14 protein-coding genes and 1 pseudogene are annotated in these 15,633 nt (G+C 65.5%); 4 read left to right on the top strand and 11 right to left on the bottom strand.

Translation table 11 applies throughout. The annotated features are described in order from the left end of the window. Positions 1-34: 34 nt before the first annotated feature. The 10 genes from C8D04_RS00255 to badH form a co-directional block, all read right to left on the bottom strand. The gene (locus C8D04_RS00255; protein WP_116003072.1) at positions 35-1,216 is read right to left on the bottom strand and encodes an ABC transporter substrate-binding protein; all 1,182 of its coding nucleotides are present in this window, start codon (positions 1,214-1,216) and stop codon (positions 35-37) included. 52 nt (positions 1,217-1,268) lie between these two features. Beyond that, on the bottom strand, positions 1,269-1,973 hold the full coding sequence (locus C8D04_RS00250; protein ID WP_116003071.1) for an ABC transporter ATP-binding protein: 705 nt from the start codon (positions 1,971-1,973) through the stop codon (positions 1,269-1,271). Next, positions 1,970-2,689, bottom strand: a complete 720-nt coding sequence (locus C8D04_RS00245; protein WP_116003070.1) for an ABC transporter ATP-binding protein — start codon at positions 2,687-2,689, stop codon at positions 1,970-1,972. The genes C8D04_RS00250 and C8D04_RS00245 overlap by 4 nt, the downstream gene beginning before the upstream one ends. A 24-nt stretch (positions 2,690-2,713) precedes the next feature. Next, entirely contained in the window at positions 2,714-3,691 is a 978-nt protein-coding gene (locus C8D04_RS00240; RefSeq protein WP_116003069.1) for a branched-chain amino acid ABC transporter permease, read from the bottom strand. Between the two features lie 17 nt (positions 3,692-3,708). After that, on the bottom strand, positions 3,709-4,560 hold the full coding sequence (locus C8D04_RS00235; protein ID WP_116003068.1) for a branched-chain amino acid ABC transporter permease: 852 nt from the start codon (positions 4,558-4,560) through the stop codon (positions 3,709-3,711). 136 nt (positions 4,561-4,696) lie between these two features. Beyond that, positions 4,697-5,476 (bottom strand): enoyl-CoA hydratase-related protein, encoded by a 780-nt coding sequence (locus tag C8D04_RS00230; protein WP_116003067.1) that lies wholly within the window; start codon positions 5,474-5,476, stop codon positions 4,697-4,699. A gap of 26 nt (positions 5,477-5,502) precedes the next feature. After that, on the bottom strand, positions 5,503-7,143 hold the full coding sequence (gene aliA / locus C8D04_RS00225) for a cyclohexanecarboxylate-CoA ligase (RefSeq protein ID WP_116003066.1): 1,641 nt from the start codon (positions 7,141-7,143) through the stop codon (positions 5,503-5,505). A gap of 137 nt (positions 7,144-7,280) precedes the next feature. Then, on the bottom strand, positions 7,281-8,438 hold the full coding sequence (gene aliB / locus C8D04_RS00220; RefSeq protein WP_116003065.1) for a cyclohexanecarboxyl-CoA dehydrogenase: 1,158 nt from the start codon (positions 8,436-8,438) through the stop codon (positions 7,281-7,283). Between the two features lie 19 nt (positions 8,439-8,457). Beyond that, positions 8,458-9,240 carry a 2-ketocyclohexanecarboxyl-CoA hydrolase gene (gene badI, locus C8D04_RS00215; RefSeq protein WP_116003064.1) on the bottom strand — a complete coding sequence of 261 codons (783 nt, stop codon included), beginning with the start codon at positions 9,238-9,240 and terminating at the stop codon, positions 8,458-8,460. A 129-nt stretch (positions 9,241-9,369) separates the two neighbouring features. Then, on the bottom strand, positions 9,370-10,137 hold the full coding sequence (gene badH, locus C8D04_RS00210; protein ID WP_116005915.1) for a 2-hydroxycyclohexanecarboxyl-CoA dehydrogenase: 768 nt from the start codon (positions 10,135-10,137) through the stop codon (positions 9,370-9,372). A 135-nt stretch (positions 10,138-10,272) separates the two neighbouring features. Here badH and C8D04_RS00205 point away from each other — a divergent pair, with 135 nt between their 5' ends. Next, positions 10,273-10,779, top strand: a complete 507-nt coding sequence (locus C8D04_RS00205; RefSeq protein ID WP_116003063.1) for a MarR family transcriptional regulator — start codon at positions 10,273-10,275, stop codon at positions 10,777-10,779. Positions 10,780-10,788: 9 nt separating this feature from the next. On the opposite strand, the gene C8D04_RS00200 is transcribed toward C8D04_RS00205, so the two are convergent. Then, the gene (locus tag C8D04_RS00200) at positions 10,789-11,694 is read right to left on the bottom strand and encodes a LysR family transcriptional regulator (RefSeq protein ID WP_116003062.1); all 906 of its coding nucleotides are present in this window, start codon (positions 11,692-11,694) and stop codon (positions 10,789-10,791) included. 137 nt (positions 11,695-11,831) lie between these two features. Here C8D04_RS00200 and C8D04_RS00195 point away from each other — a divergent pair. The 3 genes and pseudogenes from C8D04_RS00195 to C8D04_RS00185 form a co-directional block, all read left to right on the top strand. Then, positions 11,832-13,148: pseudogene (locus C8D04_RS00195) on the top strand (3-hydroxyacyl-CoA dehydrogenase NAD-binding domain-containing protein); the annotation flags it as partial. Positions 13,149-13,271: 123 nt separating this feature from the next. Continuing rightward, the gene (locus C8D04_RS00190; RefSeq protein ID WP_116003061.1) at positions 13,272-14,468 is read left to right on the top strand and encodes an acyl-CoA dehydrogenase family protein; all 1,197 of its coding nucleotides are present in this window, start codon (positions 13,272-13,274) and stop codon (positions 14,466-14,468) included. A 10-nt stretch (positions 14,469-14,478) separates the two neighbouring features. Further along, positions 14,479-15,612, top strand: a complete 1,134-nt coding sequence (locus tag C8D04_RS00185; protein WP_116003060.1) for an acyl-CoA dehydrogenase family protein — start codon at positions 14,479-14,481, stop codon at positions 15,610-15,612. Positions 15,613-15,633: the final 21 nt, after the last annotated feature.

Genomic DNA, 15,633 nt, shown 5'->3' with positions numbered 1-15,633 from the left:
GGCCTGCCCAGCACGGTGCTGGGCAAAGCACAAATCACATCTTGCACAAAGGCGATGCAGCGGGCGTGATCGTGGCCGGGTACGACTGCTCGATGACTGGGCGCAGCACGCCGTCGGCCATTTTCACGCGCGCCACGTAGTTGGGAATGATCATCTGGTTGTCGGCCGCGCGCACCAGGGCCTTGCCGTACAGCGTATCGACCGTGGCGCCGCGCAGGGCCTTGGTCACGTCTTCGGGCTTGACGCTCTTGGCCAGCGTCACGCCCTGGAACAGCACCATGGCGCCGTTGTAGGCCTGGGCTTCGGTGTCGGATGGCAGGCGGTTGAACTTGGCCTTGAACGCGGCCACGAAAGCCTTGGAAGCGTCGGAATCGACGTCGGGCGTGTAGCCCACGTTGCCCGGCATGCCCTCCATCAACTTGCCCGTGGCGTTGATGATGAAGTCAGACACCACCGCGTGGCCGATCATCGGGGTCTTCAGGCCGAAGTCGGCAGCCTGCTTGACGAAGGCAATGGCACCCGCCACCTCAGCCACCCAGATCGCGTCCACGTTGGCGGCCTTGAGCTGCTGGATGTAGGGCGCGTAGTCCTTGGTGCCCATGGGCACGAAGAGCTTGAGTGTCACCTTCTTGCCCTGGGCGGTCACGGTTGATTCGAAGGCCTTGGCCGAATCGTGGCCCCAGACGTAATCGGCCGCCATGATGGCGAAGTTATTGCCCTTGATGGTCTTTGCCCACTCGCCAATCATGGCCAGGTCCATCGCGTCGGAATGATTGGTGCGAATGAAGCGGGCGTTGCAGGCATCCTGGGTCAGCTTGTCAGCCTTGGAGATGCTGCCGATCAGCGCGGCATCCCAACGGCCCAGGTTCTGGCTGATGGCCAGCGAGATCGACGAGGCGATGGGGCCGATCAACAGGTTGTGGCCGTCGCGGGCCAGCTTTTCCGCCGCGCGGCGGCCGCCGTCGGGCGTGCTTTCGTCATCGCCCTCGGCCAGGAGGATCTTGCGGCCGTCCACGCCGCCCTTGGCGTTGGCCTCGTCCACGGCGAACTTGACGCCGTTGATCACATGCACGCCCATGGCGGAGTAAGCGCCCGACTTGGTCGACACCAGGCCGATCTTGATCGGCTCCTTGGTCTGGGCCACTGCGCTCAGGGGCAGCGCGGCTACCAGAACGACGCCAGCGAGCATTTGTTGAAATTTTATGGTCTTGAACATGGTTGTCTCCTGAAAAATACCGGAAAAGGTCCGGCGGCCGGGTGCACTGCAATCAAACCATCACGTGTTTTTCGATGTCCTTCAGGCAATCGCGGGAGTTCTCAACACTGCCCTCGGCCACCACCGCGCCCTTGGCCATGGCCAGGTAGCGCTGCGCCACGCGCACCACCAGGCTCATGTTTTGCTCGATCAGCAGCAGGGCCGTGCCCTGCGCTGCCACCTGGTTGAATATGTCGGCCAGCTGGTCCACGATGACGGGCGCCAGGCCTTCGGTGGGCTCGTCGAGCAGGATCAGGCGGGGGTTGGCCATCAGCGCACGGCCCACGGCGAGCATCTGCTGCTGCCCGCCCGACAGCGCCGTGCCCGGGGTGTGGGCACGCTCCTGCAGGATGGGGAACAGCTTGTAGATTTCGGGCACGTTCCAGGGCCCCTTGCGGCCCACGGCAGCGCCCAGGTGCAGGTTCTCCTCCACCGTCAGGTTGGCCACGATGCGGCGCCCCTGCGGCACCACCGCGATACCGTGCTGCGCGGCGATATAGGGCCGGGGTTTGGTAATCGTCACGCCGCCAAACTGGATGTCTCCCGCACGCAGATGGGCCAGGCCCAGGATGGTGTTGACCACCGTGGTCTTGCCCACGCCGTTGCGGCCAATCAGCGCCACGCGCTCGCCAGCGCTCACATGCAGGCCCAGGCCATGCAGGATGTGGGCCGCACCATAGAAGGCATGGACGCCATGCAGGTTCAACAAGGCGCTCATGCGGCACTCCCCAGGTAGGCTTCGCGCACCCGCGGATCGGCGCGCACGGCGGCCGGCTCGCCGCTGGCGATGACGCGGCCGAGTTCAAACACGGTGACGGCGTCCGAAATGCCGAACACCACATCCATGTCGTGCTCCACCAGCAGCACCGAGACGTCCCAGCGCGCGGTCATTGCGCGCAGGTGCTGCGCCAGGTCCATCGACTCCTTCACCGACAGGCCGGCCATGGGCTCGTCGAGCATGAGCAGCTTGGGCCGGCCCACCAGGGCCAGGGCCAGGTCCAGGCGGCGTTGCTCGCCGTAGCCCAGGTCTTCGGCGATGGCATGGCTCAGGCGGGCCAGGTCCAGCTCGCGCAGCACGGCGTCGGCATCCGCGCCGGGGTCGGGCACGCCCATCTTGTAGGACGCCAGCTCCACCTGCTTGCGCACCGGCATGCCGCCGAAGATGCTGGTGCGCTGGAAGCTGCGCGAGAGGCCCCGCTGGCGGCGCTCGACAGCACCCAGGTGGCTCACGTCCTCGCCCGCCAGGATGACTTTGCCGCGCGTGAGGCGCGTGCGGCCGGTGATGGCATCGATCACCGTGGACTTGCCCGCACCATTGGGGCCGATGAGGCCGCGGATCTGGCCTTTTTCCAGGGTGAGTGCCACCCCGTCCAGCGCTTTGACGCCGCCATAGTGGATGGCCACGTCTTCGACTTGGAGAACGTAGGGGTTCATGTGTGTGTCCTTTGCGCCGTGCGCTCAGTGGCCGCCAGCATGGGGCATGCCCTGGGGCTTCTTGCCCCGGATCAACCGCTGCGCGGCACCGATGATTCCGTCGGGCGCGAACACGATGACCGCGATCAGGATTGCCCCGAAAATGGCCATTGAGTGCGTGGCGTACTCGCCCAGCAAATCCTTGAAAAGGAAATAAAGGATGGCGCCCACGATGGGGCCCAGGGGCTTCTTGAAGCCGCCCACCACCACCATCAGCAAAGTGATAGCCGAGACGCTCCAGTGCAGGTTTTCGGGCGAGACGAAGCCCGTGTTGAACACCGACAGCAGCCCGGCGATGCCGGTGACCACCGCCGACAGCGCATACACCAGGGCCCGCGGCACGGTGGTGGTGAAGCCGATGAAGCGGGCGCGCTCCTCGTTGTCGCGGATGGCCTCGGTGATGGCGCCAAAGCGGGTGCGCAGGATCAGCAGCAGCGCCACGGTCACCAGCACCATCAGCACCCAGGCGATCATGAACAGCGTGGCCGGTTTGAGCAGCACCGACTGCTGCAGGCCAAACAGGGTGGACGGCCAGTGGACGCTCATACCGTCCGCGCCTCCGGTGATGCCACGGGCCCGCGACGCCAACAAATAGGCCATCTGGCCGATGGCCAGGGTCAACATGCCGAACGCAATGCCCGGCACCCGAACGATGACCAGGCCGATGAGAAATGCCAGCACGCCGATGGCCAGCAACACCACCAGAATGGCCCACTCGGCCGGCATCCACTCCAGAGTCAGGATGACACCCATGCCGTAACCGGCGGCGCCGAAGAACAGCGCATGGCCAAAGCTGACCAGGCCGTTCTGCTTGAGCAAAACACCCACCCCCAGGGCGAAGATGGCGTAGATGATGGCCTGGGTGAACATACCCAGGAGGTTGCTGGACGTGGTCAACAGCAGGATGGCAACCCCTGCCAGCAGGGCGAGGAGCGAGAGGACGCTGGTACGGATGAGACCCATGGTTTTTCTCCCAGCTTTCAGGTGCGGCTGCCGGCCAGGCCGGAGGGCTTCCAGACCAGGATGGCGATCATGAAGATGAAGGGCAGCAGCACCGACACCTCCGGCAGGTACACGGCTCCCACGGCCTGCATCATTCCCAGCAGCAACGCGGCGATGAAAGCGCCGGCCAGCGAGCCCAGGCCGCCGATCACCACCACCACGAAGGAGTCGATCAGCACGTCCGAGCTCATGTGCGGCGACAGCGACAGAAAGGGGCCCGCCACCACACCGGCCAGGCCGGCCAGTGCGCTGCCCAGGCCCACCACACCGGCGCTCAGCGCGTCGGTATTGACGCCCTGCATGGAGGTGGTCACCGGGTCAGTGCTGGCCGCGCGCACAAACAGGCCGATGCGGGAAAAACGCAGCCACAGCGTCAGCCCCAGGGCCACCGCCGCGCCGACCACGATCACGCCAATGCGGTAGGCCGGAACCTCATTGCCCCAAAGGTTGACCGAGAAGTTGAGCAGCTCGGGCGTGAACAGCGAGAGATTGGCCTTGCCCCAGATGAAGACCACCAGGTCTTCGAGGATGAGCAGCAGGCCGAAGGTCACCAACATCACGTTGAGCGGCTCGCGGTCCTGCAGCAGGCGAAAGCCGTAGCGGTCGAGCAGCACCCCCACCCCGGCCATGACCAGGGGCACCACCAGCAGCGCCACCCAGAAGTTGCTGTGCTGCGCCACCGAAAACCCGATGTACGCCCCCAGCATGTAGAGCGCGCCATGGGCAAAGTTCACCACACGCCGCAGGCCATAGATCAGCGCCAGGCCCGAACTCATCACGATGAGCAGGGCGCCGTACACCAATCCGTTGAAAAGATTGATCGTCAACATGTTCTTGTCTCCTGGTGCGGGTTCTCGTGGCCCGTCTGGGGACCATCAGCAACCCTTATTGCTATGCTATTAATAGCTTTTAGCGTATATATTTATTGGCTTAGAGGCATAAAACACATGAAAAATACGCTTGCCCTCAGCGGTGCTGGAAGTCCGGCTTGCGCTTGCCCAGGAAGGCGTGCATGCCCTCGTGCGCGTCGGCACTGGCAAAGCGCGCATGCAGCGCCCGGCGCTCGAACAAGATGCCCTCGGTCAGCGGGCTTTCCCAGGCACGGTTCACCGATTCCTTGATCGCCACCAGCGCGGGCAGCGAGAACGACGCAATCTGCGCGGCCAGGGCCAGGGTGCGTTCCTGCAGCTGCACATCGGGCACCACGCGCGAGACCAGGCCGTAGCGGTCGGCCTCCTGCGCATCGAGCATGCGCGCCGACAGGCACATGTCCATCGCCTTGGCCTTGCCGATGGCGCGCGGCAGACGCTGCGTGCCGCCCGCGCCGGGCAGCATGGCCAGCTTGATTTCGGGCAGGGCAAAGCGCGCCGATTCGGCCGCCACGATGACGTCGCAGGCCAGCGCCAGCTCGCAGCCGCCGCCCATGGCGTAGCCCGCCACGGCGGCAATCACGGGCTTGCGCACGCTGCGGATCGTTTCCCAGTTGCGCGTGATGAAGTTGCTCTGGGTGACGTCCATGTAGGTCCAGTCGGCCATGGCATCGATGTCGGCCCCGGCGGCAAAGGCCTTGTCGCTGCCGGTGAGCACGATGGCGCCGATGCCGGGGTCGGCATCGAAGGCCAGCAGGGCTGCGCCCAGCGCGTCCATCAGGGCGTCGTTCAGGGCGTTGAGCTGCCCGGGCCGGTGCAATGTGATGACCCCTACGCGGCCATGCGTGGCCACGCGGATCGGGCGGTCGTCCGTCATGTGGTGTCTCCGGTGCGGTGCAGGCTTCAGCCCGGTGCGCGCATCAGCTCGCGCAGCTTGAACTTCTGGATCTTTCCGGACGGTGTGGCCGGCATGGCATCCATCACCACCAGGCGCTCGGGGATGTACTGCACGGCCACCTTCTGCGCCTTGAGGTACTCCACGACCCCGGGCAGGTCGATGCTCTGCCCCGGCTTGGGCACCACCACGGCGCAGGCGCGCTCGCCCAGGCGCTCGTCGGGGTAGGCCACGATGGCCGCCATCGCCACGGCGGGGTGGCGGTACAGCAGCGACTCGATTTCGACCACCGGAATGTTCTCGCCGCCCCGGATGATCACGTCCTTGCTGCGGCCGGTGATGCGGATGTAGCCCTGCGCGTCGATGCGGGCCAGGTCGCCGGTGTCGAACCAGTCGTCGGCGTCGGTGCCGTTGAGGTGCGGGCGGTGCAGATAGCCGCCAAAGTTGGAGCAGGAGCGCAGCATCAGCTTGCCGATTTCGCCTGCGGGCAGGGGCTTGTCGTCGCCGTCGACCACCTTGACCTCTACACCGGGCAGCGGGCAGCCATCGGTGGAGAACGAGCGTTCGTCGGCATCGTCAAGCTGGGTCAGCGTGACGGCGCCGTTCTCCGTCATGCCCCAGGCGGACACGATCTTCGCCCCCAGTGCGGCACGGGCCTGCTCCACCAGCGGCCCCGGGATGGGCGCGCCCGCGCACAGGAAGGTGCGCAGCGTGGGCACGCCCTGACCGGTTTCCGCCACGGTCTTGGCCAGGTCGGTGAGGAACGGGGTGGACGCCATGGTGAACGTCACGCCTTCGGTGCGGATGAGTTCGATGGCTTTCTTCGGCTCCCAGACGTCCTGCAGCACCACGCTGGCTTTGAGCAGGATGGGCATCATCAGCCCGTACATGAAGCCGGTCTGGTGCGCCATGGGCGAGGCCATGAGCACCACGTCCTCGGCGCCCAGGCGCAGGCGCTGGGCATAGGGAATGATGTTGGCCATCACCGTGTTGGCCGAGTGCATCACGCCCTTGGGCTCGCCGGTGGTGCCCGAGGTGTAGATGAGCTGCGTCACATCGTCCGGGCCGGGGCGGTGGCGCGTGAGGATGTCCTGCGCGTCGGGTGCGTCTTCCCAGGCCGGGCCGCTGAGCAGGGCCTCGAAGCTGTTGGCGCCCTGGCCACCCACTGCCACCACATGCTGGAGATGGGGCAGGCTGGGCTGCAGCTCGGTGACCATCTTCTCGAAGTCGAAACCGCGGAAGGTCTGGGGCACGATCACAACCTTGGCCTCGCCATGCTTGAGCATGAACGACAGCTCGCGCTCACGGAAGATGTGCATCAGCGGGTTCATCACCGCGCCGATGCGCGAGCAGGCCAGGTAGGTCAGCGTGAACTGCCACCAGTTGGGCAGTTGGCAGGAGACGATGTCGTTCGTGCCCACGCCCAGGCGACTCAAACCCACGGCGATGCGGTCGGCCATGCGCGCCAGCTCGCGGTAGGTGAAGCGCTGCACGGCACCCGTCTCCACCTGCACGGCCGTCAGCGCCAGCTTGTCGGGGCACTGGGCGACGCAGGCGTCCAGACTGTCGTTGATGGTGCGGTCGTGCCAGAAGCCCTGGGCCATCATGCGGGCACGGCGGGGGGGCAGCAATACGGCGTCAAATTCCATGGTGTGTCTCCGGTCTCGGTCTTGTCAAAAATAGGAGCAGCCAGCGCTTATCAGATAAGCATTTCAATATGATTTAATTTTTAAATTCTTATAAATAATGCGCTGCAAGCTATTGTTTTTATAGTGCTCGTGGGGCCTCAGGCCGGCACGAACTTGCGCCCCGCCCGCGTGCGGGCGATGATGGTTTTCATGATCTGCGCCGTACCATCGCCAATCTGGAAGCCCAGCACGTCGCGCATGCGCTGCTCCATCAGGCCCCGGTCGTAGCCACCGTGGCCGTAGCACAGCAAGCACTGGTGGATCACGTCGTAGGCCAGCTTGGGGCCCCACCACTTGGCCATGCCGGCCTCGGCGGTGTGGGGCAGGCCCTGGTCCTTGAGCCACAGGCCCTGCAGGCACAAGAGGCGCGCGCCCTCCACCTCGGTGTCGAACTGGGCCAGCGGGTGCGTCACGCCCTGGAAGGCGGACAGCGGCTGGCCAAACGCCTGGCGCTGGGTGATGTATTCCCAGGTTTCCTCCAGCGCCACGCGCGCCACGGCCAGGCACTGCAGGCCAATCAGCGAGCGCGAGAAATCAAAACCGTGCATCACCTGCACAAAACCCTTGTTCTCGTCGCCCAGGCGGTGGCTGGCGGGCACGCGCACGTTCTCGAAAAAGATCGAGCCGCGGCCGATGGCGCGCTGGCCGTGGCAGTCAAAGCGATTGGTGGTAATGCCGGGCAAGTCCATGGGCACCAGCAGCGCTGTCACGCCATGGGCGCCAGACTCTGGCGTTCCGGTGCGGCCAAAGACCACGGCGATGTCGGCCTGGTCAGCGGCGGAGATAGACGTTTTTTCGCCGTTGATGACGTATTCACCGCCCTCGCGCTCGATGCGCAGGCGCAGGTTGGCTGCGTCCGAGCCGCCACGCGGTTCGGTCAGCGCAATGGCGCAGATCGCTTCACCGCGCAGGATCTTCTGCAGCCAGGGCCGGGCAACCTCCGGCTGGCCGTATTTCGACAGTATCTGGCTGTTGAGCGAGGCCAGCAGGTTCAGGTACGAAAAGCTCAGATCGGCGCGGGCCATTTCCTCGTGGATCACGCCGGCCGCCAGGCAGCCCATGCCCAGGCCGCCAAATGCCTCGGGCAGCTCGGGCACGATAAAACCGAGCGCCCCCATCTCGCGCAGCAGTGCACGGTCCAGCACACGGGTTTTGTCGCGTTCGAGGAAGCCGGGCGCCACGCGCTCCTGTGCGAAGCGGCGCACCGTCTCGGCCAGGGTCTGCAGGTCCTCGTTGATATAGGGGTTCGGTTGCATCGTCTGTTCTCCCGGCGATTTATTTGGCGTACTTGCGGAACTCGGGCTTGCGCTTGTCCTTGAGCGCATTCACGCCCTCGCGCGACTCTTCGGTGTCGTAGAACAGCTTGAGCGCGTACATGCCCAGGCCCGCAATGCCCGCCTGGTGGGCGGTGTCCATGTTGAAGCTACGCTTGGCAATGGCGATGGCGGTAGGGCTGCGCTCGCAAATGGTCTCGGCCCACTCCTGCACGGTGGCGTCGAGCTGCTCGTGCGGCACGCAGATGTTGGCCAGGCCCATGGCCACGGCTTCCTCGCCCGAGTAGCGCTTGTTCAGGTACCAGATCTCGCGCGCCTTCTTCTCGCCCACCACGCGGGCCAGGAAGGCCGTGCCGTAGCCGGGGTCCACCGAGCCCATCTTGGGGCCCACCTGGCCGAAGATGGCCTTGTCCGAGCAGATGGTCAGGTCGCAAATGGTGCACAGCACGTTGCCGCCGCCAATAGCAAAGCCTTGCACGCGGGCGATCACGGGCTTGGGCACATCGCGGATGGCGGTGTGCAGTTCCTCCATGGGCAGGCCGATGGTGCCGCGCCCGTCGTAGTTGCCATCGTGAGCGGACTGGTCGCCCCCGGTGCAGAACGCCCGGTCGCCCGCGCCGGCCAGCACGATGCAGCCGACACTGCGGTCGTAACCGGCCTTGTTCAGCGCCTTGATGATCTCGTCGCAGGTGGTGCCGCGAAAGGCGTTCATCTTGTCCGGGCGGTTGATGGTGATCCAGGCCACGCCGTTGCGCACTTCGTACAGGATGTCTTCAAAGTTCATGGTGCTCTCTCAGGTAAAGGGTTCAGACAAGAAAAATCAGCACCCCGCCGGGCCGCCCCAAGGCGTGCTGGGCCCCTTGGGGGGGGCAGCGCAGTACACGCAGTGACAAGCGCGGGGGCGTACATGTTTTCAGCCGTGCATCGTCAGGCCGCCGGAAACGCTGAGCACCTGGCCGGTGACAAAGCTCGCGTCGTCGCTGCCCATGAAGGCAATGGCTGCGGCCAGGTCGTCGCCCTGGCCCAGGCGGCCCAGGGGGATGGCGCTCTTGAAGGCCTCGATCAGCTTGGCCGGGTCGCGCGCGCCTTCGGCCACCCCCGCCAGCAGGGCGGTGTCGGTGGGGCCGGGGCAGACCACGTTCACGGTGATGCTCTGGCGGGCATGCTCGCGCGCCAGGGTCTTGGACAAGGCCACCAGACCGCCCTTGCAGGCAGCGTAGACGGCCTCGCCCGACGAGCCGCCGCGTGCGGCGTCGGACGCCACGTTCACGATGCGGCCGTATTTGCGCTCCACCATGCCGGGCAGCACGGCGTGCAGCATGTGCAGTGCGCCGGTGAGGTTGATGGCGATGAGCTTGTCCCATTCGTCCGGCACCGTCTTGACGAAGGGCTTGAAAATGTCCCAGCCCGCGTTGTTGACCAGCACGGCGATGGGGCCGAGCTGCGCCTCGGTCGCAGCCACGGCCGCATCGACCTGGGCGCGGTCGGTGATGTTGCACTGGAACGCCGCGGCCTGGCCGCCTGCGGCGCGGATGTCTGCCGCCACTTTTTCGGCAGCCTCCAGGTTCATGTCAAACACGGCGACCTTGGCACCCTCCGCCGCAAAGCGGCGCGATGCCGCGCCGCCAATGCCACCACCGCCACCGGTCACCACAACCGTCTTGCCCTGAAATCTTTGCATATCGTTCTCCATGGGTTGCCAAGCTTGCTATCGTCGGGTTCATGCGCCTTGTTTTTTCGGCACAATTAAGTAAAGATATTGTCATATCTATTTCTTTCGAATGCAAGAGCTTCATTTCTACTTTCACAAGAACTTATGGTTTTCCCTATGGAAAAAACACTTAGCACCCGTACCGATCTTGCCAACAGGGTTTTCTTCCGGCTCTATCAATGCGCAAACATGTTGCATAAAACCGGCACCCGGGCCGTGGAATCAGAGGGGCTCACGACGCAGCAATGGGCGGTGCTGGGCGCTCTTTCAAGACCCCAGGTGGCCGAAGGCATGAGCGTGGGCGATCTGGCGCGCTATCTGATGGTGAGTCGGCAAAATCTGTCGGGCCTGATCAGCCGCATGGAGCGCGATGGCCACATCGCTTCCGCGCCCGACCCGCGCGACCGCCGATCACGCCTGGTGACGATGACCGACTCGGGACGCAGGGTGTGGCTGGTGGAGGCGCAGCCCAAGATCCATGGCTACTACGAGGAAGCCCTGGCCGGGTTCTCGGTGAATGACATCACCCACACCTTGCATTACCTGCTCAAGCTGCTGGAGAACATGCAGCGCGTGGACAACGCACAGGGAGGCAACCGGGAGGCAGACTGAGCGAAGTGATCAATGGGGCGCAGGCAGCATCTGCGGACGCCCCTTATCGAGCAAAAAATCGATACAGGTGCGCACGGCGTGCGTCTGGTAGCGGCCCGGCATGTACAGCAGGTACATGCGCGTGCCGAAGATGCTCAGGCGGTAATCCTGCAGCGTGGTCAGCACCTCGCCCGAGGCGATGGCGTCCGCCACCACGTAGTCGGGCACCAGCCCCAGGCCCAGCCCGGCCAGGATGCCCTGGCGCAGGAACGGGAAGTGCTCGGAAATCAGCGTGGGCTCCAGCATGATTTCCTGGCGCTCGTCGCCCCGGTAGGCACTCAGGCGCAACTGCTTGCCCACCACGCCCGAGGTGATCACCGGCGTGCTGCGCAGTTGCTCCAGCGTGCCCGGCAGGCCATGCTGCTCCGCGAACCCCCGCGAGGCGCAGGCCAGGTAGCGCACCGGCCCCAGCTCGCGCGCCACCAGCGCGGGCGGCGGCTCGGGCATCACGCGGATGGCGATGTCCACCTCGTCGCGCAGGTTGTCGGCGCGGTTCTCGAACAGCACGTCGAGCACGATGCCGGGGTAGAGCCGCTTGAACTCGATCAGCCAGTCCGACATCACCATCTGCCCGTAGCCGCTGGGCACGCTCAGGCCCACGCGGCCCTGCAGGCCCTGGCCCAGGGTGGTGATGGTCTCGCGCGCGGCGAGCATCTCGTTCTGGATGTTGCGGCCGTGCTCGACCAGGCGCAGGCCCACCTCGGTGGGCTCCACGCGGCGCGTGGTGCGGCGCACCAGTTGCACGCCCACCGACTTCTCCAACTGGTTGAGGTGGTAGCTGACGTTGGCGCGCGTCATCTTGAGCTTGCGCGCGGCCTGGCTCAGGTTGCCGGCGTCGATGATTTCCACCAGCAGCGTCAGAGAGGTCAGGTCCATGGGATTTGTCTAAAAGCGTTTGACAGTCTGTCAATGGTTCATGTAATTGTCAAGATTGTTTGTCGGCACAACAATCGGGCATCGATCTGACAGTGACCGGAGAACCTTGCATGAGCATCGAAGCCGAGGCCAGTGCCGACAGCCTGCAATCCCAGGGCCTGGCCCATGCCCTCTTTGCCGAGCGCGAAGCCGCGAACATCCCCGAGGCCAGCGCCGCCGCGCCGCGCCCCGTTGCCGCCATCGCCGTGATCGGCGGCGGCACCATGGGCGCGGGCATCACCGTGTCGGCGCTGGATGCGGGCCTGCGGGTAACCATGGTCGAGCGCGATCAGGATTCCATCGCGCGCGGCCAGAGGAATGTCGAGAAGGTCTATGACGGCCTGATCGCCAAGGGCCGCATGACCCCCGAGGCCAAGGCCGCCACCCTGGCGCGCTATACCCCCAGCACCTCGTACGACGACATCGCCCAGGTGGACCTGGTGATCGAGGCCGTGTTCGAGGACCTCGAAGTCAAGAAGGCCGTGTTCAAGGAGCTGGACCGGGTGTGCAAGCCGGGCGCCGTGCTGGCCACCAACACCTCCTACCTCGACATCGACGCCATCGCCGCTGCCACCGCGCGCCCGCAGGACGTGATCGGCCTGCATTTCTTCAGCCCGGCCAACATCATGAAGCTGCTGGAGATCGTCGTGCCCGCCAAGGTGAGCGCCGACGTGGTGGCCACGGCTTTCGAGCTGGCCAAGCGCATGAAGAAGATCCCCGTGCGCGCGGGCGTGTGCGACGGCTTCATCGGCAACCGCATCCTGGCCGTGTACAAGCAGGTGGCCGACTACATGATGGAAGACGGCGCCTCGCCCTACGAGATCGACGAGGCCGTGCGCGGCTCTGGCTACCCCATGGGGCCGTTCCAGGTGACCGACCTGGCCGGTGGCGACATCGGCTGGGCCACGCGCAAGCGCCGGGCCGCCACGCGCGACCCGAAGGCGCGTTATGTCGAGGTGGCCGACCGCATCTGCGAGCGCGGCTGGTTCGGCCAGAAGACCGGACGGGGCTTTTACCTGTATGCCAACGGCGCGCGCACCGGCATGCCCGACCCCGAGGTGCTGGCCATCGTCGACGCCGAGCGCGCGAAGAAGGGCGTCACGCCGCGCAAGTTCACGCCCGAGGAAATCATGCGCCGCTACATGGCCGCCATGATCAACGAAGGCGCCAAGGTGGTGGAAGAGGGCATCGCCCTGCGCCCGCTCGACGTGGACGTGACCTTCCTGTCGGGCTATGGCTTCCCGCGCCACCGGGGCGGCCCGATGAAGTACGCCGACATGGTGGGCCTGCCCCAGGTGCTGGCCGACCTGCGGGAGTTCGCCCAGGAAGACCCGCTGTTCTGGAAGCCCGCGCCGCTGCTGGAAAAGCTGGTGGCCGAGGGTCGCAATTTCGACAGCCTGAACAAGGCCGCCTGATTCAAAAACAGGAGCTGGCGGCGCTTTATTGACAAGGTATTCAACAAAGAAAGATGCTGAAAACCAATGAAATCAAGCGTAACCAGCTATCAAAAATAAAGCATTGACACGAGGCACCCACGCATGGATCTCCAATTCACCCCCGAAGAGCAGGCCTTCCGCGAGGAAGTCCAGGCCTTCCTGAAAGACAAGCTGCCCCAGCACATTGCCGGCAAGGTCAAGGCCGGGCAGCGCCTGTCCAAAGCCGACCAGGAGGAATGGCACGCCATCCTCAACGAGCGCGGCTGGCTCGCCAACCACTGGCCCCAGGAATACGGCGGCCCGGGCTGGGGGGCGGTGCAGAAGTTCATCTTCGACAACGAATGCGCCCTGGCTGGCGGCCCGCGCATCGTGCCCTTTGGCGTGAACATGCTGGGGCCCGTGCTGATCAAGTTCGGCAACGCGGCGCAAAAGAGCTACTGGCTGCCGCGCATCCTCAAGGGGCAGGACTGGTGGTGCCAGGGCTATTCCGAGCCCGGCGCGGGCTCCGATCTGGCCTCGGTCAAGACCACGGCGGTGCGCCAGGGCGACCACTACATCGTCAACGGCCAGAAAACCTGGACCACCCAGGGCCAGCACGCCAACATGATCTTCTGCCTGGTGCGCACCGACCGCGAGGCCAAGGCGCAGTCGGGCATCAGCTTCCTGCTGGTGGACATGACGACGCCCGGCGTGGAACTGCGCCCCATCCGCACGATCGACGGCGACCACGAGGTCAACGAAGTGTTCTTCACCGACGTGAAGGTGCCCGTGGAGAACCTCGTGGGCGAGGAAAACAAGGGCTGGACCTACGCCAAGTTTCTGCTGACCTACGAGCGCACCGGCATCGCCGGCGTGGGCTTCTGCGTGGCGGCGCTGGCCAAGCTCAAGGTGATCGCTGCCAAGGTGCACAAGAACGGCAAGCCGCTGGACCAGGACCCGCTGTTCGCCGCGCGCATGGCCCAGGTCGAAATTGACCTGGAGAACATGAAGACTACCAACCTGCGCGTGATCGCCGCCGTGGCCGGTGGCGGCGTGCCGGGCGCGGAAAGCTCCATGCTCAAGATCCGCGGCACCGAGATCCGCCAGGAAATCCTCTCGTTGATCCGCCGCGCCATGGGGCCGTATGCGCTGCCCTTCATCGAGGAGGCGCAGTACGCCGGCTACGCCGAGCCGCCCGTGGGCCCGGCCGAGGCCGCCACGGCCGCAGCCAACTACTTCAACTACCGCAAGCTGTCGATCTTCGGCGGCTCCAATGAAATCCAGAAGAACATCATCTCCAAGATGATCCTCGGCCTGTGAGGTTGCAGCGATGAACTTTGAACACACCGAAGACCGCCGCATGCTGGCGGACACCCTGAACCGTTTCGTTTCCGAGCAGGTCGGCATCGAGACGCGCAACCGCATTGCCTACGGCAACACCGGCATGGACACCGCGCTGTGGGCGCAGTTTGCCGAGCTGGGCGCCATTGGCGCGCTGTTCCCTGAAGGCGACGGCGGCTTTGGCGGCGCAGGTTTTGATATTGCGGTCGTATTTGAAGCCCTGGGCCGGGGCCTGGTGGTCGAGCCCTTCCTGGGCGCACTGGTGGTGGGCCGGGCGCTGGGCGCTGCGGGCACCGCCGTGCAGAAGGAGCACATCGCCCGCCTGATCGACGGCAGCACCGTGGCCGCACTGGCGCACGACGAACCCGGCTCGCACTACGCACTGTCGCGTGTCGAAACCCGTGCGGTGCGCAATGGCGACGGCTGGCTGCTGACGGGCCAGAAGGCCGTGGTGGTGCAGGGCGACAACGCGCAACTGCTGCTGGTCAGCGCCCGCACCTCGGGCGCGGTGGACAGCGAGGACGGCATTTCGCTGTTCCTCGTGCCTGGCGACGCCGCGCGCCTGGTGCGCCGGGGCTATGGCCGCGTCGACGGTGGCCATGCCGCCGAAATCACCCTGACCAATGTGCAGGTGGGCCCCGAGGCCCTGCTGGGCCAGGAGGGCCAGGGCTTTGCCACGCTGGAGCGGGCGGTGGGCTACGGCATTCTGGCGGTGTGCGCCGAAGCATTGGGCGCGATGGAAGTGGCCAAGAAGGACACGCTGGAATACCTGCAGACGCGCAAGCAGTTTGGCGTGCCGATCGGCAGCTTCCAGGCCCTGCAGCACCGCATGGCCGACCTGCTGCTGGAGGTGGAGCAGTCGCGCTCGGCGGTCATCAACGCGGCCGCTGCCATCGACAGCACGGACCGCACCGAGCGCGAGCGCGCGCTGTCGGCCGCCAAGGTCACCATCGGCCGCATCGGCGCCCTGGTGGCCGAGGAGAGCATCCAGTTGCACGGCGGCATTGGCATGACCTGGGAGCTGCCCCTGTCGCACTACGCCAAGCGCCTGGTCATGGTGGACCACCAGTTTGGCGACGAGGACCACCACCTGGAGCGCTTCATCGCGCTGGGCGGGGTGTAAGGCCTTCAGGGTGCTGGCCCG

The sequence above is a fragment of the Simplicispira sp. 125 genome, assembly GCF_003096555.1.
In the GTDB taxonomy this organism is placed as follows: domain Bacteria; phylum Pseudomonadota; class Gammaproteobacteria; order Burkholderiales; family Burkholderiaceae_C; genus Simplicispira.
Note: the sequence above shows the minus strand (reverse complement) of the source record. Positions and strands in the feature narration are given on the sequence as shown.